This window comes from Pseudomonas sp. RIT288, assembly GCF_000631985.1.
Taxonomy (GTDB): domain Bacteria; phylum Pseudomonadota; class Gammaproteobacteria; order Pseudomonadales; family Pseudomonadaceae; genus Aquipseudomonas.
Map to the genome: position 1 here is coordinate 582,799 of NZ_JFYN01000034.1, position 25,165 is coordinate 607,963.

At 61.5% G+C, this 25,165-nt stretch carries 24 protein-coding genes and 1 tRNA gene; 6 read left to right on the forward strand and 19 right to left on the reverse strand.

Annotated features, from left to right (window positions below; all coding sequences use genetic code 11):
- The first annotated feature begins 274 nt into the window (after window positions 1-274).
- Window positions 275-351 (forward strand) — tRNA-Arg (locus BW33_RS21370).
- 76 nt (window positions 352-427) lie between these two features.
- On the opposite strand, the gene BW33_RS21375 is transcribed toward BW33_RS21370, so the two are convergent.
- The 5 genes from BW33_RS21375 to BW33_RS21395 form a co-directional block, all read right to left on the reverse strand.
- A complete protein-coding gene (locus tag BW33_RS21375) occupies window positions 428-658 on the reverse strand; it encodes a hypothetical protein (protein WP_007963505.1) in 231 nt (76 codons plus the stop codon).
- A gap of 56 nt (window positions 659-714) precedes the next feature.
- Entirely contained in the window at window positions 715-1,314 is a 600-nt protein-coding gene (locus tag BW33_RS21380) for a hypothetical protein (protein WP_047601033.1), read from the reverse strand.
- A complete protein-coding gene (locus tag BW33_RS21385; protein ID WP_236645231.1) occupies window positions 1,311-1,892 on the reverse strand; it encodes an RNA polymerase sigma factor in 582 nt (193 codons plus the stop codon). Before BW33_RS21385 ends, BW33_RS21380 begins: the two co-directional genes overlap by 4 nt.
- Window positions 1,893-1,921: 29 nt before the next feature.
- Window positions 1,922-3,607, reverse strand: coding sequence for a vWA domain-containing protein (locus tag BW33_RS21390; RefSeq protein WP_047601036.1), 1,686 nt, complete (start codon window positions 3,605-3,607; stop codon window positions 1,922-1,924).
- Between the two features lie 89 nt (window positions 3,608-3,696).
- Window positions 3,697-4,257, reverse strand: a complete 561-nt coding sequence (locus BW33_RS21395) for a YbhB/YbcL family Raf kinase inhibitor-like protein (protein WP_047601037.1) — start codon at window positions 4,255-4,257, stop codon at window positions 3,697-3,699.
- A 139-nt stretch (window positions 4,258-4,396) separates the two neighbouring features.
- Here BW33_RS21395 and BW33_RS21400 point away from each other — a divergent pair, with 139 nt between their 5' ends.
- Window positions 4,397-5,920, forward strand: coding sequence for an FAD-dependent oxidoreductase (locus BW33_RS21400; protein ID WP_047601038.1), 1,524 nt, complete (start codon window positions 4,397-4,399; stop codon window positions 5,918-5,920).
- A gap of 159 nt (window positions 5,921-6,079) precedes the next feature.
- On the opposite strand, the gene pgaD is transcribed toward BW33_RS21400, so the two are convergent.
- The 11 genes from pgaD to BW33_RS21455 form a co-directional block, all read right to left on the reverse strand.
- Complete coding sequence (gene pgaD, locus BW33_RS21405) at window positions 6,080-6,613, reverse strand: poly-beta-1,6-N-acetyl-D-glucosamine biosynthesis protein PgaD (protein ID WP_047601040.1); 534 nt, start codon at window positions 6,611-6,613, stop codon at window positions 6,080-6,082.
- The gene (pgaC, locus tag BW33_RS21410; protein ID WP_047601041.1) at window positions 6,610-7,965 is read right to left on the reverse strand and encodes a poly-beta-1,6-N-acetyl-D-glucosamine synthase; all 1,356 of its coding nucleotides are present in this window, start codon (window positions 7,963-7,965) and stop codon (window positions 6,610-6,612) included. Before pgaC ends, pgaD begins: the two co-directional genes overlap by 4 nt.
- A 1-nt stretch (window position 7,966) precedes the next feature.
- Window positions 7,967-9,964, reverse strand: coding sequence for a poly-beta-1,6-N-acetyl-D-glucosamine N-deacetylase PgaB (gene pgaB, locus BW33_RS21415; RefSeq protein ID WP_047601043.1), 1,998 nt, complete (start codon window positions 9,962-9,964; stop codon window positions 7,967-7,969).
- Window positions 9,965-9,976: 12 nt separating this feature from the next.
- On the reverse strand, window positions 9,977-12,457 hold the full coding sequence (gene pgaA, locus BW33_RS21420; protein ID WP_047601044.1) for a poly-beta-1,6 N-acetyl-D-glucosamine export porin PgaA: 2,481 nt from the start codon (window positions 12,455-12,457) through the stop codon (window positions 9,977-9,979).
- A 247-nt stretch (window positions 12,458-12,704) separates the two neighbouring features.
- Entirely contained in the window at window positions 12,705-14,210 is a 1,506-nt protein-coding gene (locus BW33_RS21425) for a YdgA family protein (RefSeq protein ID WP_047601046.1), read from the reverse strand.
- A 246-nt stretch (window positions 14,211-14,456) separates the two neighbouring features.
- Window positions 14,457-15,092, reverse strand: a complete 636-nt coding sequence (locus tag BW33_RS21430) for a hypothetical protein (RefSeq protein ID WP_047601048.1) — start codon at window positions 15,090-15,092, stop codon at window positions 14,457-14,459.
- 93 nt (window positions 15,093-15,185) lie between these two features.
- Window positions 15,186-16,628 carry an efflux transporter outer membrane subunit gene (locus tag BW33_RS21435; RefSeq protein ID WP_047601049.1) on the reverse strand — a complete coding sequence of 481 codons (1,443 nt, stop codon included), beginning with the start codon at window positions 16,626-16,628 and terminating at the stop codon, window positions 15,186-15,188.
- Window positions 16,625-17,512, reverse strand: a complete 888-nt coding sequence (locus tag BW33_RS21440; RefSeq protein ID WP_047601051.1) for an efflux RND transporter periplasmic adaptor subunit — start codon at window positions 17,510-17,512, stop codon at window positions 16,625-16,627. The genes BW33_RS21435 and BW33_RS21440 overlap by 4 nt, the downstream gene beginning before the upstream one ends.
- Window positions 17,509-17,718 (reverse strand): DUF1656 domain-containing protein, encoded by a 210-nt coding sequence (locus BW33_RS21445; protein WP_047601052.1) that lies wholly within the window; start codon window positions 17,716-17,718, stop codon window positions 17,509-17,511. The genes BW33_RS21440 and BW33_RS21445 overlap by 4 nt, the downstream gene beginning before the upstream one ends.
- Window positions 17,715-19,778 carry an FUSC family protein gene (locus BW33_RS21450; protein ID WP_047601053.1) on the reverse strand — a complete coding sequence of 688 codons (2,064 nt, stop codon included), beginning with the start codon at window positions 19,776-19,778 and terminating at the stop codon, window positions 17,715-17,717. Before BW33_RS21450 ends, BW33_RS21445 begins: the two co-directional genes overlap by 4 nt.
- Window positions 19,775-20,203, reverse strand: coding sequence for a MarR family winged helix-turn-helix transcriptional regulator (locus BW33_RS21455; RefSeq protein ID WP_047601054.1), 429 nt, complete (start codon window positions 20,201-20,203; stop codon window positions 19,775-19,777). Before BW33_RS21455 ends, BW33_RS21450 begins: the two co-directional genes overlap by 4 nt.
- 201 nt (window positions 20,204-20,404) lie before the next feature.
- Here BW33_RS21455 and BW33_RS21460 point away from each other — a divergent pair, with 201 nt between their 5' ends.
- Together BW33_RS21460 and BW33_RS28660 are read left to right on the forward strand one after the other, a co-directional pair.
- Window positions 20,405-20,683 (forward strand): CopG family ribbon-helix-helix protein, encoded by a 279-nt coding sequence (locus BW33_RS21460; protein WP_047601055.1) that lies wholly within the window; start codon window positions 20,405-20,407, stop codon window positions 20,681-20,683.
- Window positions 20,684-20,768: 85 nt separating this feature from the next.
- Window positions 20,769-20,960 (forward strand): type II toxin-antitoxin system RelE/ParE family toxin, encoded by a 192-nt coding sequence (locus tag BW33_RS28660; RefSeq protein ID WP_442965409.1) that lies wholly within the window; start codon window positions 20,769-20,771, stop codon window positions 20,958-20,960.
- A gap of 3 nt (window positions 20,961-20,963) precedes the next feature.
- On the opposite strand, the gene BW33_RS21465 is transcribed toward BW33_RS28660, so the two are convergent.
- Both BW33_RS21465 and BW33_RS21470 read right to left on the reverse strand, forming a co-directional pair.
- Window positions 20,964-21,209 (reverse strand): DUF2789 domain-containing protein, encoded by a 246-nt coding sequence (locus tag BW33_RS21465; RefSeq protein ID WP_047601056.1) that lies wholly within the window; start codon window positions 21,207-21,209, stop codon window positions 20,964-20,966.
- 127 nt (window positions 21,210-21,336) lie between these two features.
- Window positions 21,337-21,798 carry an aminoacyl-tRNA deacylase gene (locus BW33_RS21470; RefSeq protein WP_047601057.1) on the reverse strand — a complete coding sequence of 154 codons (462 nt, stop codon included), beginning with the start codon at window positions 21,796-21,798 and terminating at the stop codon, window positions 21,337-21,339.
- Window positions 21,799-21,952: 154 nt separating this feature from the next.
- On the opposite strand from BW33_RS21470, the gene BW33_RS21475 reads away from it, so the two are divergent.
- Both BW33_RS21475 and BW33_RS21480 read left to right on the forward strand, forming a co-directional pair.
- Window positions 21,953-22,504, forward strand: a complete 552-nt coding sequence (locus tag BW33_RS21475; RefSeq protein WP_081794241.1) for an NfeD family protein — start codon at window positions 21,953-21,955, stop codon at window positions 22,502-22,504.
- A 2-nt stretch (window positions 22,505-22,506) separates the two neighbouring features.
- On the forward strand, window positions 22,507-23,265 hold the full coding sequence (locus BW33_RS21480; RefSeq protein ID WP_003220464.1) for a slipin family protein: 759 nt from the start codon (window positions 22,507-22,509) through the stop codon (window positions 23,263-23,265).
- An 18-nt stretch (window positions 23,266-23,283) separates the two neighbouring features.
- Here BW33_RS21480 and BW33_RS21485 read toward each other — a convergent pair whose 3' ends face one another.
- Entirely contained in the window at window positions 23,284-24,879 is a 1,596-nt protein-coding gene (locus BW33_RS21485) for a glycosyltransferase family 39 protein (RefSeq protein ID WP_047601058.1), read from the reverse strand.
- Window positions 24,880-25,165: the final 286 nt, after the last annotated feature.

Sequence of the window (25,165 nt, forward strand, 5' to 3'; positions counted from 1 at the left end):
TCAAACGGATCGTAGGATCAAAGGGGGTAAAGGACAATAGGTCGTTCGAAAAAAAGAACAAAAACCCAGCGTTTGCTGGTTTTTTCAGATCAACGAGCAAAAAGCCCCGGCCGCAGCCAAACCTTAGATCAGCCAGGAAAAAGCGCCAAGCGAGGGTTTTGCAGGACGTTACAGCTTTAAGGAATGCAGCGATTCTACGGACACGCGCACTGACAAAACCCGCCAAAACCCGGCATGGACGCCCCGAGCCGACCTAGGTATGATGTCGCCCGCTGCACCAGTAGCTCAGCTGGATAGAGTACTGCCCTCCGAAGGCAGGGGTCGTGGGTTCGAATCCCGCCTGGTGCGCCATGAATTGAAACGAGAAAGCCCCGGACTGTGATGGTCCGGGGCTTTTTTGTGGGCGCCGTGTTTCATGCGACGACGGTCACTCCGTCGTCCAGTCAAACTCGTCGTAATCGTCGTCTTCCTCTTCTTCCCCAACCTCCTCAAAAACCTCGTCTTCTTCCACGACGTCTTCTTCCGACTGGTTCAGCAGAAACTCCTTGCGCGCCTCGGTAATCGCGCGCCGCATCTCCTCGCCCTTCTGCGGGCAGTTGAGGAGTTGGGCGATGCGGTCGATTTTTGCTGCCACTTTGTTCTCCAGCGCTTCAGCCATGGCCCGATAGTGCGCGTTTTTGCCGGGCAATGCCAAATGGCTGGGCGAACAGGCGGTCAGTTCTGGCGGATTTTTTCGAGTCGCAGGTCGAGGTCCACGCCGGGGTAGCGTTTGTGCAGATCGTTGTACAAAGCATCAGCGGCTTGCGACTGGCCGGAGTCGCGCAGGCGCAGGACTTCGCGTAGTTGCGTATCGAGGCCGTTGGCCGGGGCGGCGGCGCGTTTGCTGAGTTTGGCTTGGTCGTCGCTGATCGCGTCGCTTTGCATCGGCGCGGCCATTTCCATCATCGGTGCCGGCGCGGACATGGCCGCAGCGGGCGGAGCGGCCAGTGATTGCGCTTCCGGGGCTTGCTTGCGCGCCAGCGGCGCGGCCGGTTTGGCGGCCGGTGCGAAGTCGAATTGCCGTTGTGGCTCGGGCGCGCGTTGCACCAGTGACAGCATCAGTGCCACACCGACCAGGCTGGCGAATGCGACCTGCCAACGCGGCTTCTGGCAGGCCTGCAGCCAGCGTTGCCACAGGCTTGGCTTGGGCGCCGGGGCTGCGCGGCGGGCAGCGGCGAGAATCAGCGCATCGAGCTGCTCTGACGGCTCGCCGGTGTGTTGCTCGCGATAATGCTTGAGCAGTTGTTCTTCGGGTGTCTGGCGGGCGTCAGTCATGTCAGTACCTCCTCGGCCAGCAGCCGACGCAGTTTTTGCTGGGCATAGCGCAAGCGGCTCTTGACGGTTTCCAGCGGTGTTTCGGTGAGGCTGGCGATTTGCGCCAGGTCGAGGTCGCCGTGGGCGCGCAGCAGGAACACTTCGCGCTGATCGGCAGGCAGGGTTTGCAGAGCGCTTTCCAGGCGCTGGCTGTCGCGGCTGAGGTTCAGCAATTGTTCGGGGTCATTGGTCTCGTCGCCAATCGCATGCAGCTGTTCGTCGTAGCTGTCGTGCAGCGGCTGATGCACGCCGTGTTTGCGCCAGTGATCGATCAGCCGATTGCGGGCAATCTGGAACAGCCATGTACGAAACGTCGCCCGTCCTTGTGGCTGACTGGCGCTGCGGATCAGGCTCAGCCAAGTGTCCTGAAACACTTCGTCAGCCAGTTCCGGTTTGCCGCTCAATCCGAGCAGAAACCGATACAAACCTTGGCGATGACGGGCGTACAAGATCTCGAACGCCGCACTGTCGCCTTCGCGATAACGCGCCAGCAGCGCTTCATCGCTGCTGGCGGCCAGGCTGTCTGGCGTAGCAAACAGCTGACTGATGAAGCCTTTCAATCGGCTCACTATTCAATCCGTCGCTCAGTGGGCAGCGCATTCAATGCGGTTGAGGTGCGCAGGCTTTGCGCCAATTCGACCAGTTGCACGAACTCGTTGCGCAAGCCGAAGCGGTCGTCGCCGCGAGCGCCTCGGGCCAGTGCCTCGGTGTCTTTCAGGCCAAAGTCGCCGATATAACGACCGTCCTTCAGTTGCTGGGAAAACGCCGCCACCGCCGCCGCAAAACGCAGATCCTCGCTGGCCGGTGCAACCTGATTGGCAATCGGCCGCTCGATCAGCAGACTTTTCCCACCTTCAGGCTGTTGATAACGCACACGCAGCATCGCCAATTCTCCATCCTTCGCAGCAACCACCTTCTCCGATTTAGCGTAGCGCAGCGGTTCCAGCCAGCCCTTCTCACCTGCCGGGACAATTTCATACAGTGCGGTCACCGTGTGTCCTGCGCCGACTTCACCGGCATCGACCTTGTCGTTACTGAAATCCTCACGCTTCAAGGCGCGGTTTTCGTAGCCGAGCAGGCGATATTCGCTGACCTGCGCCGGGTTGAACTCCACCTGCAATTTGACGTTTTTCGCCACCACCGCCAGGGTCGAACCGAGTTGATCCACCAGCACTTTGCGCGCCTCGCGCAGGTTGTCGATGTAGGCGTAGTTGCCGTCACCGGCGTCGGCCAGTTGTTCCATCAAGTGCTCATTGTAGTTATCCACACCGAAACCCAGGGTGGTCAGGGAAATCCCGGTTTTACGTTTATCCACAGCCATTTGTTTGAGGCTGTCGAAGTCGCTGATGCCGACGTTGAAGTCACCGTCGGTGGCCAACAGGATACGGTTGATGCCTTTGGGGATGAACGCCTGCTGCGCCATTTGATAGGCCAGTTCGATGCCCGACGCACCAGCGGTTGAACCGCCTGCGGTCAATTGCTCGATGGCTGTGCGAATTTTCGCTTTATCACGTCCGGAAGTCGGCTCCAGCACCACGCGGGATTCGCCGGCATACACCACCAGCGAAACCCGGTCCTGCTCGCGCAATTGATCGACCAATAGTTTCAATGTGCTTTTGACCAGCGGCAGCCCTTCGCGGCGATCCATCGAACCGGACACATCCACCAGAAACACCAGATTCGCCGGGGCCAGTTCTGCCACAGCCCGGTCGGACGCCTTGATGCCGATCCGCAGCAGACGGGTGTGCGGATTCCACGGGGTGGCGGCCAGTTCGGTGGTTACGCCGAATGGCGAGCCGTCGCTGGGCAGCGCGTAGTTATAGGGAAAGTAATTGACCATCTCTTCCAGTCGCACCGCGCCTTCAGGTGGCAATCGCCCTTGATTGAGCAAACGCCGGACGTTGGCGTAGGCGCCCGTATCGACGTCAGCGCTGAAGGTCGAGACCGGGGCCTCGGTCACGCTGTGAATCGGGTTGTCGGCCAGCGCCTGATACTGCTCGCGCTGCTCGTCGCGATAGCCTTGTGGATAACTTTCCCTCGCCGGCATCGCCGCGAAACTCGTCATTGGCGCCGGTCGCGCACTGCGCTTGGCCAGCGCACTGTCGGCAACGAGCGCCTCATGCTGAATCGACGCCTGTGGCTGGGCCGGCGCCGGGACGGCAGCCGATTCGGGATTGGAAGACACGCCGCAACCGGCGACGGTCAACAACACACCGACGGCAACGGGTCGCAGAAAAGGCAGGGAGCGGGACATGGGGGCTGACCTCGGGATGAAAAGTGATCCATTCATCCACTGAGACGGGCAGCCCCTTCAGATCGGGTTAAACGCCGCTGAAAATATTTTCAGCGGTGATAACGCCGCACCACGCTGCTGTTACGCAGTACGTGGCCTTTGATCTTGTCCATCAACTCGGCGCGGGTCAGGCCGGCGGGCAAAGCGTCCGGGGCCAGATCAAGGGCGTAGATCTGAATGATGTAGTGGTGCGCGCTGTCGCCAACCGGCGGGCATGGCCCGATGTAATGGGTGGTGCCTTTGGTGTTGGTACCGCCCACGCCTTCGAGACTGGATTTGGCGCCGACGCCGGCCGGGATCTGCCGGGTAGTGGCCTTGATGCCGTAGTGAATCCAGTGATCGACGCCAGCACCTTTCTGGCCGTCCGGGTCATGCATGACGATCGCGTAGCTCAGAGTGCCGGCAGGCCCCGCGTTCCAGGCGAGTGCCGGGGACTGGTTCTTGCCACCGCAACCGGCCGCATCGCTCGCGGCGGCCGAGGTGAACAGGCGATTGTCCGAGACACCGGGGATGTCGAGGGTAAAGCGCTCGGCCGCCTGCGCCGGAAACTGCACGCAAAGGGCGACGGCGACGGCCGCCAGCCAAGGGTTGAGAGAGGTCAATCGGGTCATTCCGGGAGTACCTTGTGCGGTTGGGCCTTCGTCGGCCTGCAAACTATAGCTGTACCGTTCGTAGCTTGGCAGTGGCAATTGGCTGAACCTCGCACTGCGGCGCAAACTCGTAAGAGAAATGCCTGTCAGGAGCACGAACATGAGCCTGCACCGTGTCGCCCTTTTCGCCGATGTCCCCGAAGACCGTGGCCTGCAAGTCGAAATCGGCGACTGCGAGATTGTCCTGCTCCACGCCAATGGCCAACTGCGCGCATTTCAAGGCGAATGCCCACATGCCGGGGCGCCACTGGCTGACGGCGCGCTGTGCAACGGACGCCTGATCTGCCCTTGGCACAAAGCCGCGTTTCGCGCCGAAGACGGCGCGTTGTGCGAACCACCAGCCCTCGACAGCCTCAAGCGTTACCCGCTGGAGCTACGCGGCGAGGAAGTCTGGGTCGATGATCAACCGCTGCCGGATGCGCACACGCCTCCGACCGATGATTCGCGCACCTTTGTGATTGTCGGCGCAGGTGCAGCGGGCACGGCATGTGCGGCAGCTCTGCGGGAGAAAGGTTTCGGTGGCCGGATCATCATGCTCGACCGCGAAGCGGACGCCGGTTACGACCGCACAGTGCTGAGCAAATTCGTCCTCGCCGGCGAGATGTCGGCGCAGGAAACTCCGCCACTGCGCGATGAAGATTTTTATCAAGAGCAGCGCATTGAACGCCGACAAGGCGAAATCACTGCCCTCGACGCTTCAGCGAAAACCCTGCATTTGAACGACGGCCAATCCCTGCGCTACGACGCCGCAGTGCTCGCCACCGGCGGCGAGCCCAATCCGCTGCAACTACCCGGCGCTGACCTGCCGCAGGTGTTCGTCCTGCGCTCGAAAGCCCAGGCCGAACAGATCATGCGCACCGCCAAACCCGAGCAGCGGGCGCTGATCATCGGCGACAGCTTTATCGCCCTCGAATGCGCCTCGGCCCTGCGCCAATTCGGCCTCGACGTCACAGTCATTGCCCGCCACGCCATTCCGTTTGCCGCGCAATTCGGCGAAGCGGTGGGCAAGGCGATCCGTGCGTTGCATGAACAGCACGGGGTGAAATTCATCACCGATCACGAAGCCAGGGAAATCACCGGCGAGGGCAAGGTCGAGGCGGTGCTGTTGGACAATGGCTTACGCGTTTCGGCGGATCTGGTGCTGGCGGGGATCGGCGTGCGCCCAGCGACAGGAGCCTTCGCTTCACTGCCAAGGGAGAAGGATCAATCGCTGCGTGTCGATGCCGGCCTGCGGGTCTGCGAAGGCCTCTGGGCAATTGGCGATATCGCCACGTTCACCCTGAGCGGCCAGCCGCAGCGCATCGAACATTGGCGCCTGGCCCAGCAGCACGCACGCATCGCTGCCGCCAACATGTTGGGCGCCGATGAGCATTATCTGGATGTGCCGTTTTTCTGGACCTGGCACTTCGGCAGGAACTACGACTACCTTGGCCATGCCAGTCAGTGGGATGAAATCGAGTTCAACGGCGAACCCGAGCATCCGCCCTTCATCGGCCTGTTCGGCCACAACGGCGTGGTGGTCGCCGCCGTGGCCTGCGAGGAAGAGCGGGCCATGGCGATGCTCGCCGAGCGGATGAAACAACCGCTGGCGATGGAAGAAGCTTGGGAGCTGATTCGCCGCTGAATGCTGATTGCCGATTGCCGATTGCCGATTGCTGAATGCTGAATGCTGAATGCTGAATGCTGAACAATGTAGGAGCTGCCGAAGGCTGCGATCTTTTGATCTTTAAAATCAAAATCAAAAGATCGCAGCCTTCGGCAGCTTCTACAGGGGCGTCGTCGTTCAGGTGGGGCGATTCACCGGGTCGCGATTGTCATCATCCTCGGCGTGCAGAAAGATCACCCGCGGATGTTCAAGTGGCGCCAGCGCTGGCGGTAGCTCCGCAGGCTCGATCGGACGCAAGTTCAGCACCACATGGCTGATATCGCCCTCCTGATCGTTGTGGATAGTCATCACTCCAGGGGTCCGCAGCTTCTCCAGGCGGTCATCGCACAGGCGGAAGCTCTTGCTCAGCCCTTCATCATCGACCACCGGTGCCGGCAAGCGACGCTGGGCGAAGCTTCTGCTTTTGCGCTGCTGATAACGCGCCCAACCAATCAGAATCACCGCGTTGACCAGCGCCACCCACAGGTAGATCTGCAAGGTGCCGAGGGCTTCAAACGCCGAGTTGTCGATGCGAGGCCCACCGGCGTGGGTCTCGATCAACGGCCACAATCCGCGGATCAGCAGAAACAGCAGGCCGACCCAGGCCAGCACGGTGAGGACCACATCGACCACCACCAGGAAGGGCCGCTGCCGGGTCCGGATGATTTTCATTTGATGACCTCCTCTTCGTCGTCGCCAACCGGCTTGATGCCGCGGTCAGGGCTGACCCAACGCGCACGCTTCTGATGTTGGCCAAACAGAACCTTGGGAAAACTGACCAATGTGGTGAGCAGGCTTACCAGCCAGAACGCGATCGGGTACCAGACCACCCAGAACATGGTTCTGCCCAGACCCGGTTCGTAGCGCCGGTCGATGATGATGCTGACGGCGAACTGCACCAGGCAGACGATCGCCAGCAGCAATCCGGTGAACGCCGGCGGCATCAGGTGATGCACGGCAATCGATTCCGGCATGACCACGAACTTGCCGACGCCCCAGAAAATCACCGACAGCAGGAACGTGAAGGCCCACCCGGTCGACAGGCAATATTCGAACAGCAATGGCCACAGGTAACGATGGCGGTACTGCCAGATGCCGCGAATGTTCTTGAACAGCACCTCGGCACCGCCCTGGGCCCAGCGCAGGCGCTGCTTCCACAGACCGCGCAGGGTTTCCGGCATGAGGATCCAGCACAGCGCGCGCGGCTCGTAGAAGATGCTCCAGTGATCGAGTTGCAGCTTCCAGCTGATGTCGATGTCTTCGGTGATCATGTCCGGGCTCCAGTAGCCAACCCGGTTCAACGCGGTACGGCGGAACGCGACGATGACGCCGGACACGGTAAAGATCCGCCCGAACACCCGTTGCGTGCGCTTGATCAGGCCGATGATCGACGAGAACTCACCGACCTGCACCCGCCCGACCAGGGTCGAACGTGTGCGAATCCGTGGGTTGCCGGTCACCGCGCCCAGCCGGGCGTTGTCGAGCATCGGCGCCACCAGATAGGCCGCCGTGTTAGGCGCCAGCAGCGCGTCGCCGTCGATGCACACCAGATATTCGCTGCGCGCAGCAATGGCACCCATGCGCAGGGCAACGGCCTTGCCCTGGTTTTCCGCCAGGTGCAGCACCCGCAGGCGTGGGTCTTCCTGGGCGAGCCGGTCGAGCACTTCGGCGGTGTTGTCCTTGGAGCCGTCGTTGATCGCGATGACTTCGATGTTCGGATAGTGCTGGGCCAGCGCCGCGTGAATGGTGTCGGCAGCGTTTTCGCCTTCGTTGTAGCAAGGGATCAGGATCGAGATCAGCGGCTCGCCTTCCAGTGGCGGCGGCAGGGTGTCGTCCTTCCACGGCCAGTGGCGTTCCCAGTGCAGCCAGAAATACAGGCCGCCGGCAATCCACAGACCGGACATGAACAACGGGTAGAAGAACACGAAGTCCATCAGAAACTGCCCGGTGACCAGGAAGATCAACCCCAGCGGCACGCCGAGGACGAGCGCCAGAACAAGCAGGGCTAACAGTCTATCCAGCATGTCATGGGTTCCATTTGTTGGAGAGCGCAGGCCTTACGGTTTTCAGGTCCGGCAGGTTGTCGAGAAAATTGTCCGGGTAGTAACCGAAACTGGTCGCACCCTGACGCTTGAGCCGGCCCATCCAGTCCGCCAGTTGGGCGCCATCGATGTCGGCCTGATCCTTTTTCGTCCAGTCGCGGGCCTGCAGTTCGAACACGGTGCGATCCAGCGCGCCGGGGCGCTGTTTGATCTTCGCCACCAGTTCTTCGAGCCACGGGCCGGATTGCGCCAGGGTCTGTTTTTCCATCAGCGGCATGGCCATCGGCGCCGTCCAGTCGTAGGTCACGAGGAAGTCGTCGAGGTTCTGCGCAAACCAGGCTTCGCTCTCAGGATTGAGCACCGGCTCGGCGAAGATGTTGCGTGCGGTCAGCACCTGCGGGCCACGGATCGCACGCACCTTGGCGGTCAGTTCGTTGGTGAAGTCGATCAGGTATTGGCTCTTGAAACGCGTCCAGCGCTGCATCGCAGCCGGATCGTCGCGCAGGGCGGCGATCGACCCCGGCAAACCCTGCGCCGTATAGGCTTTCAAGGCCTCCGGGCTGGCGTCTTCGAAGTCCGAGAGCACCGCGTCGTCGTGATAAAGGATGCCGTCGACCGAGGTCAGGCGCGCCACGTCTTCGTAGATTTCACCGATGATCCGCCGTACTTGCGGATCGAATGGCGACAGGCGCTGATACTGGCCCGGATCGACCGAAGTGGTGCCGGTCTTCGGATCCCAGCGCGTGACACGCGGCAGCTTCGAATCGAGGCCAAAACTCAGGACCGGCATCCACGCGAACACTTTCACGTGCGCCCGAGTTCGCAGTTGCCAGGCAACACGATCGAAGATGTCGGCGCGCACCGGCAGGTGACGGTTGGGGAAGTACAGCGAGTGCACCAGCCCGTCGCCCTTTGGATCGGCGAAGGCCTGCAGGAACACGGTGTTGGCGCCCATGTCGGCCATGCGCTGGATCAGCTTGCCAAGGTTGATTTCCTGCTGCGCCGGATCCGGGTCATAAACGTTGTCCAGATCGACGTGCACCACACGCATGGCGAAATCCGACTGCACGCCAACGATGCTGTTGGCGAAATGCTCGCCGTCAGGATCGGAGGCCACCAGGAAACGCGGGCTGCTCATCAGGTTGTCGAGGGCATCGAGACCGTCGTCCAGGGTCAGGGCCATTTCGTAGCCCTGCTCGCCGACCACGGCCAGCGATGTGCCGTCCGCCGTGCCGTACGGCCAGACCCAGATGCGCGGTTTCTTGCCGGTGACTTTGCGGATCTTTTCCGAAATGGTCGCGACGTCATTGCGGATCCGGGCGCGGAACTGCTCTTCGGACTCATAGCGTTTGGTGAGCGGATCGTAGCGGCGTGTCGCGGCAGCCGGCTGCAGGTTGCCTTGCGGGTTGGCGAGGATGCCTTTGTGGCTGGCGTCGGTGTGGGCGGCGATTTCCACCAGCCCCGATTGCGAGATCTCGCGCACCTGATCCCAGGTCAGGAAGTCGGAGCGTGCGCGCGGTGCACCGGCAAAATCCACTGGCTGATTGAGCGGGGTGTCGATCCAGGTGCCGACCGGTGCCAGCAAGGCGTGCCAGTTGTAGGCGCGCAGCACCGGCAGCACGCGGGTATAGAAGCTTGAGTAACCGTCGTCGAAGCTGAGCAGGATGGCTTTGGCCGGCAATTCCGGGCCGCCCTTGCGCGCCGCCATGATCTGATCGACGGTGACCGGTTGGTAGCCGTTCTCCCGCAGCCACGCGAGCTGCTCGATCATGCGCTCGGTGCGCACCGCCACCACGGCCTGATCGGGGTCACGGTCTTCGACGTCGTGATAGGCGATGCCCAGCACGTGGTTTTTCGGCCACGGTTTTTCACTGGCCGCCACCGGACGTTGCGACGGCGGCGCGAAGGCCGGGGCTTGCTGGGCGCAGGCGCTGACCAGCAGCACTCCCAGCAGAAGGATGAAACGCGTCATCAAAGGCATCTTCAAACTCTTCTAGAAGCGGAAAGTGAGGTCGACAAGCAGACGCAGATCGGTCTCCCGATCACCGTCGTAGGGCCGGTTGATCACACTGAACAAGCCGCCCACCTCGAACACGTCGTTCCAGGCATAACGCTGGCCGTAGCCGAGCATCGCCATGCCGCCGGTGCCGTGATCACGTTGGCTGTACGTACCCGCACCGGCCTGGAACTGCTGGCTCCACGAGGTTTCGTAACGGTGGTAGAGCACATGGTTGACGTTGACCGTCGGCATCACGCTGAAGTCCGACTTCGGGTTGAAGTACGGCACGTCATCGGATTTCGAGTTGTGGCTGGTGCCGACTTCCAGACCGGCATCGACCTGCACGTTCGGCGCGCTGTAGACACCCTCGCGCCCGGTGAGCAAGGCCTCGACGCGGTTGTTGCCATCACTGAAGTGCGACGGACTGACCGACAGCCGCCACTCGCGGCTCTCGTTGGCGCGCCAGCGGATGAACGCGTTGCCGCCGTTGGCCTTGATGTCGCTGTTCAGCGCACGCAACGGCGTCTCGGCCGACAGGTATTCGAGGCTGCCGCCGTACTGCCAGTGGTCGTTGATGTCACGGGCGATCGCCAGACGTGCGCCCTGTTTGTCGCCAAAGCCATAATCATGATTGGAAACTTCGGCTTCAAGCGTCATGTCGCGGGTTCGACGTTCCAGACCGACACGTTGAAAACGGTGATGGCCGGTCCCTTCGGCGAAGTCGCCGGTGGCATAACCCGCGCCGGCAAATACGCGCCAGTCTTCATCGATCGGAGGGCTGTACAACGTAGTCTGAATGCCGAAGTCGCGACTGCCACTGACCGCGCCGGCATCACCGCTGCCACCGCCATTGGCTTTGCCGCCGTAAGCTTCGACGCGCAGTTCGGACATGTCATGGACTTCTCGCTCGCGGGCCGCTCGTTGCACCTGGCGGTTGTCCGGGAAACGCGCGACCACGTCATCGGTCAGCGCATCCATCTGCCGCCATTCCTGCAGGGTCATCGCGGTGCGCGCCTGGGCGATTTCCAGGCCCATGTCGCGGGGGGCTATGCTCTCGGTTTCCTTGAGCTGGTTTTCGGCGCGGCGTGGCCACTGTCGGGCCAGGTACAGATCGGCCTGGGCCAGACGCAAACCGAGGTTGCCCGGCGCCTGATCGACCAGTGTCTGCAGGCGTTCCTCGCCGTGCGGCAGGTCGGAGCCGTAGGTGCCGGCTTGCGCCGCGAGCTGCTGGGCGTCCATCCATTCATCGTTGGGGTTGCCGATCGGCAAGCCCTTGAGTTCGACTCGCGGTTTCTGGGTCTTGGCCAGATCCTCGGCGACTTTGCGCGCGTCATCGGCGCGGTCGCTTTCCAGCAGCGAGTAGTACAACGCCGTGGTGTCTTCGAGTCGATCACCGACATCGGCGTCCGGGGCCGACAGCACCTGGCGATACAGGTCCGTGGCGATTTCCGGCTGGCGCTGATCCAGATACGACGCCGCTACCCAGCGCAGGGCGTAGGTCGGAATCTTCACGCCTTCGGCTTGCAGCTTCTGATATTCGTTGATGACATCAGCGGTGCGCGCCCGGGCCTTGAGTGCGCCCATGCGGTCGATGCGCCAGCGAACCACGTCCTCGTGGGCGCTGGCGTCCGGGGTCCAGGTGGCGAGCAATTTGTCGTAATCGGCCAACGCGCGGTCGGCGATCACGTAGCGTTCTTTTTCGCTGCGGGTGGCGAGTTCGGCCAGACGCACGCGTTCGGCAGCCAGATCACCTTCGAGGCGACGCAGGGTGACCGGGTCGATCAACCCGGGACGTTGATTGGCCAGACGCAGCGCCGGTTCCGGCAGCCGCGCCTTTTGCAGGGCGACCACGTATTCACGGGCGACTTCCGGCTTGCTGCCGGCACGGATGAACGCCTGATCGTATTCAAACAGCGCGTCGTACTGCTTGCCGGCGCGGGTCAGGGCATAGCCCAGTGCGAGGCGGCGCGAGGGATCGTCGGGTTTGGCGGCGACCAGGGCCTTGGCGCGGGTCACGGCTTCGTCAGGTTTGCCCGAGTCAGCCTGAGTCAGCGCCAGACCCAGTTGCAGGTCAGCGTTGTCCGGCTCCAGCGCCAGGGCCTTGTTGTAGACCTGGGTCGCCTGATCCCAACGCTTGAGGTTGCGATAGGCGCGTGCGGTGGCGGTCAGTGCCTGCACCGGCAGCACCCGGTCACGGCCCTGGGTCTCATAGACCTGCACCACTTCCGCATCGAGGCCGGCCCAACTGGCGATCTGCAGGTGATCGCTGATCTGGCCAGTGGTCGACTGCCCCGGTGGCACCTGGCGCAGCACGTTCAGCGCAGGCGTGGTCTGGCCGGCACGGGCATCACGCACCATCTGATCATAGGGTGTATCGGCAAACGCCAGTGCCGGCCAGAGCAACTGGCTGCACAGCGCAACGCGAAACAACGGGCGTAAACCACGATGTAAAGCAGGAACATCAATACGCGGCATTCGTCAGCATCCTTACATGGCCAGCCGGGTCGCAATGCCCCCCTTGCCCATTCGTAACGGAGACCGGGTCAAAACAGACCCGGCCAAGCTTAGTCAGGCAGTCTTGCATGCAAGCGTAGTCGAATATCCAGAACGCAATAATTGTTCAGAATCGTGGCGTCGGCTCAGACGAAAACCCGAACACCAGACAGCAAAACGCCCGGCGTCTGTGGATCAGAGGCCGGGCGTTGTTATTTAGAACGCAGGATTACTGCACTTGCGTGACGCCAGCGAACTTGCTCATCAGGAAGCCGACGAACTGCTCGACGGTCATCTTCTGGCCGTTGAACTCCACCTGATTGGCGGCGTAATGCAGCTTGGTCACGACGTTGGTGCCATCGACGGTCGCCAACTGCGAACCGACTGCCATGCCGGAGAACATGTCGGCACCGGCGCTGGCCTGATCAACGATGGCTTTGGCGTCAGTCTGACCGTCGAGCTGCGCCTGCACGCTGAGCAGATCGATCAGCATCGGCTTGGACACCTGAATCTTCATATCCAGCAGCGCGATCAACTGTTTGCCCAGTTGATCCGGCGGCAGATCCATCGACTGCGGCTTGGTCAGGTCAATCACCAGGCTCGCGCGGCTTTCACCGTTGGCGGTTTTCAGCGACAGGTTTTCCAGCGCGATCTGCGGACTGGCGGCCAGCAGTTTCTGCAGGTCAGCCTTGACCTGTGCCGACTCGGCTTCGGTCAGGTTCAGTTCCGGTGCCGGCAGGCCGGCTTCGGCAGCGGCCGCCGCTTCCTTCTCGTATGGCTGCAACTTAGTCTGGTAGATCTGCATCAACGACATCGTCGACGGGATGTCGAGGTTCTTCAGGCTCATGGCCATGTTGGCCGAACCGATTTTCTTGTCGTTGAGGGTGACTTCACCCACCTTGTAGTCAGCGCGACCCGAGGCATTGCTGCCGCTCTCTTCGGTGAGGTTCTTCATTTCGAAGTTCTTCACGCCGAGCACCGACTGCTTGGGACCAAAGGTGGTTTTGCTGTTGGTCAGCTCCAGGGTGTTTTCCCCGGTGTAATAGCCGTAGCTGCTCTTGGTGAGGTTGCTGGCCAGGGTCAGACCGTTGAGTTCGACCTGCACCGGCGCCTGATCCTGCGACACGGTGACCAGTTTCAGGTTGTCCATGTAGCCGTCAGCCTTGACCTTCTGCGCCTGGGCACTGGCGGAAATGTTCATGGTCAGGCCGGAAAATTTCAGGCTCGACTGCTCGTCCAGCGCGGTTTCCAGCGGCAGCAATTCCAGGCTGCTGGTGGTGGATTCGTCGTAGCCGATGTTGGTCACGCCCTTGAGCGGCGCGGCGCCTTTGGTGGCGGCAAACCATTTTTCGGTGGCCGGGCTCTTTTCCAGCTCGTAATTGCTGGTCGCCATGACCGGCAGCCACTTCAGCGACACCAGACGCGAGAACGGTAGCGGGCCATGTTCGATGTGGTCGACGAACAGCAGCTCGACCGGCTGGTCACCGAACATCTCACCCTCACCCTTGAGGCGGTAGTGCGCGGTGCTGGTGAAGGTGTGACGCTCCAGCGACACCAGCTCCAGCGACGCGGTGCCATTGGAGCCGGCCATCGCGGTCTGCAGCTCTTTATTGGCGTTGCTGACGGCGTTGTTCAGCACACCTTCAATCTTGGTCCCGGTATACCAGGCCCCGCCGGCGCTGATCGCACCGATGGCAACAACAATCCCGAGAAGCACGCCTGCTGATTTATTCATGAATGACCTGATCAATGTCCGTGGCTGAAATGTGGTCGTCTTCCCTGAACCCGTGACCGGGTCGCGGCTCGACTCCGCTGAAATTAGCAGTGGAGATTAGCACTGGCAGCACGAGGCGGCCCAATGTTTAAAGGTTAAAGAGTGTCTATGGACACACGCAAAAGCAAAAAGATCGCAGCCTTCGGCAGCTCCTGCAAAGGAATGCGTTTCCTGTAGGAGCTGCCGAAGGCTGCGAACTTTTGCTTTTCAGGAGTACTGAACCTCGATCTCATCGAGTTGATGATCAAAGCTTTTGAGCCGCGCCGTCCAGGTATACACCAGCACTTCAAAGTCGCGATCGATTACCGCCCCGCCCGGCCCGTCGGCCCGGGGGTCGCAGAAATCCAGTTGATAACGCTCACGGGCCATGGCCGTGGCGACATCCGACAGTTCGCGGGCATTGTTGAGCCAGTGCCAGCCTTCATCGGCAATCTGCTTGTCGAGTTCCAGGCACTGTTTTTTCAGGGCTTCGAGGCTTTTTTCCAGCGGGGTGCCAGTGAGTTCGCCCATGACTTCGGCGAAGGTGCGTCCCGGTTGCCAGTAGCTGCCCCAGAAGTAGCGGTCGAACACGGTTTCGACCCGGCGCAGGGCGACTTTGGTGTCCCAGATCAGCACCAGCGTCTTGCCCTGTTCCATCTGGCGTTTCTTGACCCGCTGCACCTGCAGCGACGCCCAGGCCACCACCACGATTGCCATGACCGCAATCAGCGCGACGGCGCTGTCGAGGAAGACCATGGCCTTGTCGATCTGATGGGCCAGCATGATGCCGTAGAAATAGGTGGCCGACAGCAGCACCAGCGCTACCAGGGCGCACCAGAAGCCGAGAGCGTAAGGGTTTTTCATTATTGGTTTCCCCTAGACCAGCGCTAGCAATGTGCGCTGAAAGGGTGCGTTGCACGTGGCACCCTTCCAACACTTCAAAGCATAGCAACGGCTTCAGGGTTTGCTGGTGCTTGAGGCTTGCGTTCGTCCGCTTTCCCAACCGCCGCCCAGCGCGAGGAACAAATCGATCTGGCTCATGGCGACCTGGGTGTTGGCGGCGGCCAGTTGCGCGGTGACGTCGGTGTAGGTGCGGGTCGCCTGCAGGTCGGCGAGGAACGACTCACGTCCGGCCTGGAAGAAGCGGTGGGTCTGGTCCGCCGCCAGTTTTGCCGATTGCTCGGCGTCGGCCAGGGCGTCGCGGCGTTGCAGCAGCGCGCTGTACTGGGCCAGGCCGGTCTGGGTTTCGCGGATGGCGTTGAGCACCACCCCGTCGAAATGCGCCAGTGCACCCTGCGCCGATGCTTCGGCTTCACGGATCCGCGCGCGGGCGCCGTTGGTCGGTACCTTCCAGCTCAGCGACGGGCCAAAGCCCCAGCGGTTGGTCGACGGATCACCCAAGTCGTCAATAAGACCGACGGTGCCGATGGTCGCGCCGATACTGATGTCCGGGTACAACTCGCCCGTGGCGACGCCGATGCCCGCTGTCGAGGCCGCCAAGCGACGTTCCGCCTGACGGATATCGGGACGACGCTTGAGCAGCGCAGCGCCATCACCCACTGGCACCAATTGGGCGATTTTCGGCAACTCGGCACAGGTTGCGGTGCCGGCCGGCAATTGCTCGACCGGTTTGGCCAGCAGCATCGACAGGCGGAACAACCCGGCCTGACGCGCTGCCTCATAACGCGGCAGGTCGGCGCGCAACGACTTGAATTGGGTTTGCGAACGGGTGACCTGAGTCTCATCGCCACGCCCGGCATCGCGCAGACGCTGGATCAGCGTGGTGCTCTGCGATTGCAGGTCGAGGGAATGCTGGGCGATTTCCCGCTCTTCATTGGCGGCGCACACCTGGGTGTAGGCGCGAACCACGTCGGCCACCAAAGTGATCCGTGCGGTGTCAGCCGCCGCTTGCGTCGCATCGGCGTTAGCCTTCGCGCCTTCGATACCGCGTTGCAGAGTGCCCCACAGATCGAACTGATAAGACGCGCTGATGCCAATATCACCGACGTTGTCGACCGGGACTTTTTCCGGCAGCAAGAACGCCTGACCGGATTCCTGCAAACGCTGCGCGCCCATCTTCACGCCTGCGCTCCAGCCACCCGCCGCTTCGGCCTCATCGACTTGCGCGCGAGCCCGTTGAAGGTTCGCCGCCGCCACGCGCAAGTCAGTGTTGGAGGCCATGGCCTGCTGCACCAGTTGATCCAGACGTGGATCCTTATAAAGCCGCCACCAATCCGCCGGCACCGGCGCCGACACCACCGGTTTGCCCTCCACCGCGAGTTCGCCCTGAAAGTCCTTGCGCTGCACCGCGGCGTCAGCGGGCAGATAATAGTCCGGCCCGACCATCTGACAGGCCGAGAGCATCACGCCCAACCCGGCGATCATCAGGGCCTTGTTCATTGCGCGGGCTCCTGCGTTTTGTCGTCGATGATCGACACGGTGGCGGTACGTCCGGCGATCATGCGGAAGTCTTCCGGCACTTCGTCAAAGGCGATACGCACCGGAATCCGCTGCGCCAGCCGCACCCAGCTGAACGCCGGGTTGACGTTGGGCAGCAGGTTGTTGCCGCTGGTGCGGTCGCGGTCTTCGATACCGGCGACGATGCTTTCGACATGCCCGCGCAGCCTGGCCTTGTCGCCGATCACGCGGATATCCACCGACTGCCCGACATGAATGCCGTCGAGTTTGGTTTCTTCGAAATAACCGTCGATGTGGAACGAGTTGCTGTCGACCACCGACAGCACCGGCCGCCCGGCGGTGACGAACTCCTGCACTCGCGGCGCGCGGTCGTTGACGTAACCGTCCACCGGGCTGCGGATCACCGAGCGATCCAGATTGAGCTGCGCGCTGTCCACCGTCACCAGCGCTTCGGCCAGCGCCGATTGCGCGCGGGCGACCTTCGACAGGCTTTCTTCCAGTTGTTCGGCCGGCACCAGGTTGCCCAGGCCACGGTTGCGCTTGGCTTCACGCTGCGCCTGGGCCAGGGTTTCTTCACGATCGGCAACCGCTGCTTTAGCCTGACGCAGGGCCAGTTTGAAACGGTCCTGGTCGATGCTGAACAGCACCTGACCGCGCTTGATCAACTGGTTGTCCTTGACCTCGACCTGCTGGATCAGCCCGGACACGTCCGGGGCGATCTGAATGATGTCGGCACGAATGTGGCCGTCACGGGTCCACGGCGCAAACATGTAATACATCACCATGCGCCAGACGAGGACGACGGCAAAAGTCACGATCAGCAGGGTCAGTACCACGCGACCGATGGTCAGAAACGGTTTTTTCATGTCATCAGGTATCGACTGAGTGAGTCCACGCCGTACAGCAGCACGGCGTAGAGCGCCACGTTGAACAATGCCCGGTGCCAGACCAGACGGTAAAAGTGCACACGCGTCAGCACGCCGTGCACCAGCAGAAACAACACATAGGTGATGCCCATCAGCACCAGCAGGGTCGGCAGGAAAATCCCGCTGATATCCAGATCACCGATCATAGGGGCGCTCCATCGGGCAGCGGTTCTTCGGCATCGCTGGTGCTGACGAATTCCACGCCGGGCAGCAGCGCCAGGCGCAAACCGCTCAAGGCATGCAACAGGTTTAGCCGGGTTTCTTCGTCGCCGTGGCCTTTGAGCGCGCGGCGCGCGCGATCCATGGTCATCAGCAACGGACTCGGCGCCGGCAAGCGTTCGCCCGCCTTCAGACACGCGCGGAAATACTCGCCAACCTCGGACACCACTTGCTGCAGCAGAGCCTTCGGCGCACCGGTGACCCGTGGCGTATAGGCCAGCAGGTCGAGCAGATTCAGCCCCACGCGTACTTCACGCATGGCAATCCCGGTGTCCTGACCGGTCATGGCCAGGCGCGGCAAGTGCTGCATCAAGCGGTCGAGCAACTGCACGCCCAGCTGCCGGTGTTCGGCAAGGTTGGCCGGCTCGGTCATGTGCACGATGTCTTTCCAGCTGAAGCGGGTCAGACGCTTGGCCGCCAGCTCGACGCCGAACGGACGGGCGATCAGGGTCCAGATGAACGCAAACAACAGGCCCAGAGGGCCGGCCAGGTTGGAGTTCACAAAGGCGAAGAAGTCCGCATCGTACGCGCCCTGAATGCTGATGAACGACGAGGTGTTGACCAGCGTCAGGAGCATGCCGAGGAAGAAGCGTGGCTGCACCGTGAGGGTGCCGACACAGATGAATGGAATCGCAAACGCCAGCACCAGCATCGGAAAATCGTGCAGGTTCGGCAGAATCAGAAACAGATAGAGACTGGCGAACAGCACCGACATCCCGGTCCAGAAAAAGAACCGATAGATCTGCGGCGCCGGGTCGTCCATCGAGGCGAAGAAACTGCACGCTACCGCCGCCAGAATCACCGCGCTGCCACCGTCCGGCCAGCCGAGCAGAATCCACAGCACCGACGCGACGATGATCGCCAGAACAGTCGAGGCCACCGAATACAGCATCATCCCGCGATCGAGAAACGGCGTCAGCCGCCCGAGGCGCCAGTGCCGGTACACCGCGCGCCAGCTGTCCTGGCGCTCGCAGAGAATAGCGTCCTGCAGACTGCGGCAGTCCTGCCACAGATCGATAAATTCGCCGAGGCGATAAATCGCGTTGGAGAACAACAATTGCTTGCGATCTTCCAGCGCCTCGCAGCTTGGCTGCAGGGCCTGGAGTTGATCCTTGAGGGCCTGCCATCGTTCGAGATCGGCGTCGTTATGGCCGAGCCATTCCTGGGTCGCGGTCAGCAGCGGGGCAAACTTTTCCACCAGTTCCGGCGTACGTCGCTCAAGGGCATAGAGCGAGTCTTCCAGAGCGTCGATCACCGGCAACAGGTGGATCATCCGTCCACGCAATTCCTTGGTGTTGCGCACGGTTTGCGGCCGGGCACCTTCGTGGGGCAACTGGCCGATCATCAATTCGAGGCTGTTGAAGTTGGCGACCATGGCCATGCGCAGCGCGGCGATCTGTTCAGGCTGCACGTCGCGGCTGAGAAACTTCAGGCTGTAGGTGGTGGCGTCGGCGAACCACTTGCCCACCGCGTCGTTGAATACCGGCGCCAAACGGCGCGGCCAGAACATCGCGCCGACCACCGCCGCCACGGCGATACCGAGAAAAATCTCTTCGGTGCGCGCCTCCGCCACGTCCCACACCGCCAGCGGATTATCCACGGTCGGCAAGGCAATCAGCGGCAAGGTGTAACCGGCCAGCATCAGCGCGTAGCTATTGGCGGTGCGCAGGTGCAGCGACAAGAACAACAGAATCCCGGTCCACAGCGCGACGACCACCACCAACACGTACGGACTCTGCACGAACATCGGCACGAACAGCACCGCTGCTGCCGCCCCGAGAAAAGTGCCGATGGCGCGGTACAGCGCCTTGGAGCTGGTCGGGCCGAGAAACGGGCTGGAGACGATGTACACCGTGGCCATCGCCCAATACGGACGCGGCATTTGCATGAGCAAGGCGATGTACAGCGCAATCATCGACGCTGCAAAGGTACGGACCCCGTAGAACCAGTCACGGGCCGGAGGAATGCCGGAAAAAAAACCGTTCAAGAATTGATCACCACAGGCGGATTGGCCGCCTCAAAAGCTCGCAGTACCCGAAGCGTAGCCTCCAGATCGCTCTGGTCGATGCCTTCGAGCACTTCATGACGCAGACGTACCAGCTCGCTTTCCACCGATTGCACCAGCTCACGGCCGCTGTCGGTCAGGCTCAGGCACTTGGCCCGGCGATCCTGCGCATCTTCGGTGCGGCAGACGTAGCCGGCGTAGCACAACTGATCGAGCAGGCGCACCAGCGACGGACTCTCCATCCCGGCCGCCTGCGCCACCTGCACCTGACGCACGCCCTCGCCCAACCGCCCGATCATCAACAAGGGCACGGCGCAGGCTTCGGAGATTCCATAGTTGACCAGCGTGGTCTGGCAGATCTTCCGCCAATGCCTGGCGGCCACCACCATGGCACTGCTGATGTTCATCTGGAGAGCGTCGAGGGAATTCGGCACGGGAAAATGCACACTGTTAGTTTGCTAACTATCAATATCGCATTGGCGGGGAATTTCAGTCAAGTTTTGAAACAAATCTGCCCGTTGGTCACTCGGAGCAACGCGTGATTCCTAATCAAAGCATTACGATGTATGTACCTCGTAAGTACATCACCTTTTAAAGGGAACATTGCAATGTCAAAACAGGCGGTTTTCACAATGAAACTCGAGCTCGAGCTGCGAGAGCAGTTCATGGCCGAAGCCGAGGCCTCGCATCGCCCTGCATCACAGATCGTGCGCGAAATGATGCGTCAGTTTGTTCAGACTCAAAGGGAAGCCCGTGAGTACGAGATGTTTTTGCAGCGAAAGGTCGAGCTTGCGCGAGCCTCAATAGCCGCCGGCGAGGTTTTTTCCAACGAGGAAGTTGAAGCACAATTCGCCGTCAGGCGCAGGCGGGCAGACAATCAAGGATGAAGATTATCTGGACTAAAAATGCTGTACAGGATCGTGAAAAATCTGGGACTACTTACACGCCGTAAACCCGCGAGTAGCCCTCGAAATGGATCGCCGCTTCACTGAAGCGGTATCCCGGATCTCCCAACACCCCGAAGTTGGCCCTGTCGGCGTTATCGCTGGCACTCGAGAGATCATTCCGCATCCTAGCTATCGTCTCGTTCACCAAATGGATCGAGAGGTGGTCTGGATCATGGCGATTGTTCATACCGCACAGATGTGGCCTTTCCCAAAATAGCGGTCATCCCTCCCGCCCCTTGCGCAACAACACATCCAACTGATCCACCACCTCCGCCCAGTCCGCATCATCAAGAATCTCATCCCGCAAAAAATCCGCCTGGCTCTTGCTCCAGAAAAACGCGTCCGCGAGGTGCAGCTCGGGTTTGAGTGGTGAATGGGTGGTGATGAATTGGTCGATGCTGGTCGGGTCGTTGTCCAGACCCAGTTGTTTGAACAGGGACGGCAGGCTGTGGGTGGGCTGTTCCATGGAGGACTCCTTCAAGAATGCGGTGGGTGGGAGATTATTCGCGAGCAGGCCCGCTCCCACAGGGGAACGTGTTCAACCTGTGAGAGCGAGCCTGCTCGCGAGGGCGCCGGCAAAAACGCTACAAATCCTACTGACTCAACTCCCGCACCTCGGCATGCGGCACCATTTTCAGGAATTCGGGCATGCTCATGTGCAGCAGGTAGTTGTGGTTACCGGCTTCCAGGTAGATGTCTTTCTGCCGGGTCAGCAGCGGGTCGATGACCATGTCCAGGCCGTAGGAATCACCCAGCGGCGGCACCGCGCCGCGTTCGCAGTCATCGAAGATATGCGCCAGGTTGCTCTCCCGGGTGATCTGCCATTCGCCCCTGCTGCGCACCTTGCTCAAGTCCAGATGCCGGCTGGCCGGCAGCACGGTCATCAGGTAATGCCCGTGGTGGTCGTCGAGAATGACCGATTTGGCCACGCGTTCGGCGGGCACTCCGGAAACCCGTGCGGTTTCCAGGCTGCTGGCCGAGTGGCGGTGGGCCACGATGTCATATTCGCAATGCGCCCGGTTCAGGCTGCTTTGCACTTTTTTTGCCATACGCATGCTGCACCTCGGTGTCCCGCTGAACGTTGTACCTGTTCTGCTGAGTCTAGTCCGACAAGGCATTGGCGAAAGGAAATCCGCTCACTGGACACATCTGCTCATTGAGCAGAATTCATCCAGCGCCAGGCTCAACTAGACTTAAGGAAACACCCCCATGACTCTCCCGGAGGGTCACGTGAATAGCCGATGTTGCACGTTTTTCCTGATACTGCTGACCAGCGGCTCGGCCCTCGCGGCTGACGTCCCGCTGACGGCGGTCAATCCGCTCGGCCTATGGCTGATCACCCTCGGCATTGCCTTTCTGATCGCCGAAGCGGCATTGCCCAACTACGGGGTGATCGGCCTCGGCGGGATCATCATGTTCGTCATCGGCGCGCTGATTCTGGGCAACGCCGAGTTGCCAGTACCGATGATCATCGGACTTGGCCTGCTCAGCGCCCTGCTGCTGATCGCGTTGATCGTCCGCGCCTTGAAAACCCGCCCGCGCCACGCCGTCAGCGGCGATGCCGGGCTGGTCGGCAGCGTGACGGCGGTGACTACCGTGCAAGCGCAAAACGCCCACAACGGCTGGGTGCAATTGCAGGGTGAACATTGGCAGGTGCACAGCACGACACCGCTGCACACCGGGCAATCGGTGCGGGTGGTCGGGCGTACGGGCTTATTGCTGAAAGTCGCCGCGACTGACGCGGTGCGACACGGAGAGTGATCATGGGTCTGCAAATCGGTTTCGTTGCACTGCTGCTGTTGGTGATCGCACTCGCCGGCTCGACCTTCCGCATCTTGCGTGAGTACGAGCGCGGCGTGGTGTTCCAGCTCGGGCGCTTTTGGCAAGTCAAGGGTCCGGGGCTGATCCTGCTGATTCCGGTGGTGCAGCAAATGGTCCGGGTCGATCTGCGCACCGTGGTGCTCGACGTGCCGCCGCAGGATGTCATCACCCGCGACAACGTCTCAGTGAAGGTCAACGCGGTGCTGTACTTCCGCGTGCTCGACCCGCAGAAGGCGATCATTCAGGTCGAAGACTTTCTCTCGGCCACCAGCCAACTGGCGCAGACCACCCTGCGCGCGGTGCTCGGCAAACATGAGCTGGATGAACTGCTGGCCGAACGCGAGCAACTGAACATCGACATCCAGCAGGTGCTCGACGCCCAGACCGATGCCTGGGGTATCAAGGTCGCCAACGTCGAGATCAAGCACGTCGACCTCAACGAGTCGATGGTGCGCGCAATTGCCAAACAGGCCGAAGCCGAACGTGAACGCCGGGCCAAGGTGATCCACGCCGAAGGCGAACTGCAGGCCTCGGAAAAACTCATGCAGGCCGCCGAAATGCTCGGCCGTCAGCCCGGTGCCATGCAGTTGCGCTACATGCAGACCTTGAGTTCGATTGCCGGCGACAAGAGCTCGACGATCGTCTTTCCGTTGCCGATCGAGCTGCTCAAGGGGATGGCGGATTTGTCGGGCAAATCCTGAGCCTGCGCAGGCCAGCGATCATCCGCCCGGTTTATCGGTGCCTGGCCCCCTCACATACAAGCGTGCAAAAGCACCGCCTGCATGGACATCGCTCTGCCGCTGCCAGCCTTCAGGCAACGCCGCAAACTCATCGGGTTCATCCAGCGTGCCGATCAACCACATCCGCGTGCTGCCCTTTGACACGTCACCAAGCTGATCGAGGAAAACCTCCTCGCCGACCAAAGTGCCAAACCCATAGGCATTGGGGCGCGTGGAACGCCCGTCCGCCGCTGGTGGCGTATACAGGCGGATCTGCGCGTCGGTGCGGTTGTAGTAGATGTAGCTGAGGTACCACATCATGTCGCTGGTGACGATCCGGTCACCCTCGATGAAGTGCCGGTTGACGTAGTCGACCAGCACGCTGAACTGATCGTTGCTGTCGACCGTGGCATTGTTCTTCACACCCACCAGCTCGACCCCAACGAACAACACCAGAATCGCCAGCGCCAGCACGCGAGAGCCTGCGTACAGACGATCGACCGCCAGCGCCACCAGCATTGGCAACCCCAGCGCATAGGCCGTCACATACCGCTCGATGAACACCGGCGAGAGGAACGACACGCCAAACACCAGCAGAATCGGCACCACGCTGTAAGACAGCAGCAACAGGCTGCCGCGAAACACACTGCGATCACGTCGCAACGCGACGCCGATCACGGCCACCAATGCCAGTGGCAGCAGCCAGAACAGCCACACCGGCAAGGTCAAACCGTCGTCCTGAATCAGCAACGACCAGACCATCGACGGCAATGAGCTGAGGGTCACCGGATCTTCCCAGCCAATGTCATTACTGGCCTTGAGTTCCGGGATGTGCCGCAGCAGATCAAGCAGATTCGGCACCCACGGCAAGTACAGCAACGCGATGCTCAGGTTCGCCAACCACCACGCCGGTCGCTGAATATGCCGCAGCCGATACCCCGGCTGCACGCGCACCGCCGTCAAATACAGCCAGTGGCTGATCACGCACAGAACAGTGAAATAGTGGGTGTAGAACGCTGCCGTCATCAGCAGCGCATAGGCCACCAGATAACGATGCCGCCTCGGCTGGCGCACCCAGTAGACCAGCGCGATCGTCGCGCCGATCAGCCACACACCGAGCAGCGCATACATGCGCACTTCCTGGCTGTAGCGCACGGCCGTGGGCAACAACGCCAGCAATAACCCGGCCAACAACGCAGCGCGGCGGGTGGCGAGCAGATCCACCAGCCACACCCCCAGCCCGACGGTGATGATTCCCGGCACGGCGCTCATCAGGCGAATCGACAGCATGCCGTCACCGAAAAGGCCTATCCAGCCGTGCAACAACATGAAATACAGCGGTGGATGCACGTCATGGGCCGCATGCCCCCAGATATCAGGCAGGGAAAACCGGCTGAGCAGAACACTGGAGCCTTCATCGAACCAGATCGACGCGGCCGTCAGGTCGAAAAAACGCACCGCCGCCGCGAGCAGCATGATCGGTAACAGCCAGTGCTCCCGGGCCCAACGAATCAGGCGCAAGGCAACCAACCATGCCCCGGGGACAGCACGTGGATCCTGCGTGTCGCCGACCGGCGTTTCTCTGTGTGCCGCCATTGCGTCCTCTTGCTGTGCCGGAATATCGCGAACGGATGGAGCCGAACCTGTCCGTCACTTTAGGTCAGCCACGGGAGGGCCGTCGATGGCGGTGTACGGTTTCACGACATCCGGCAACCCGCTCGGCAGGGAGCAGGTTCTGCGAACATCTCCTGACCGCGTTCCACGCCCCGCTTACGTGTAACTGCAATTTGGGAAGCGTCTGACATCATTTCTTCGGCGGCCTTGTTAGCGTTGCACAAAACCGGCTCCGAGACGTTTGTTGCGCGCAAGACCATGGAAGGTC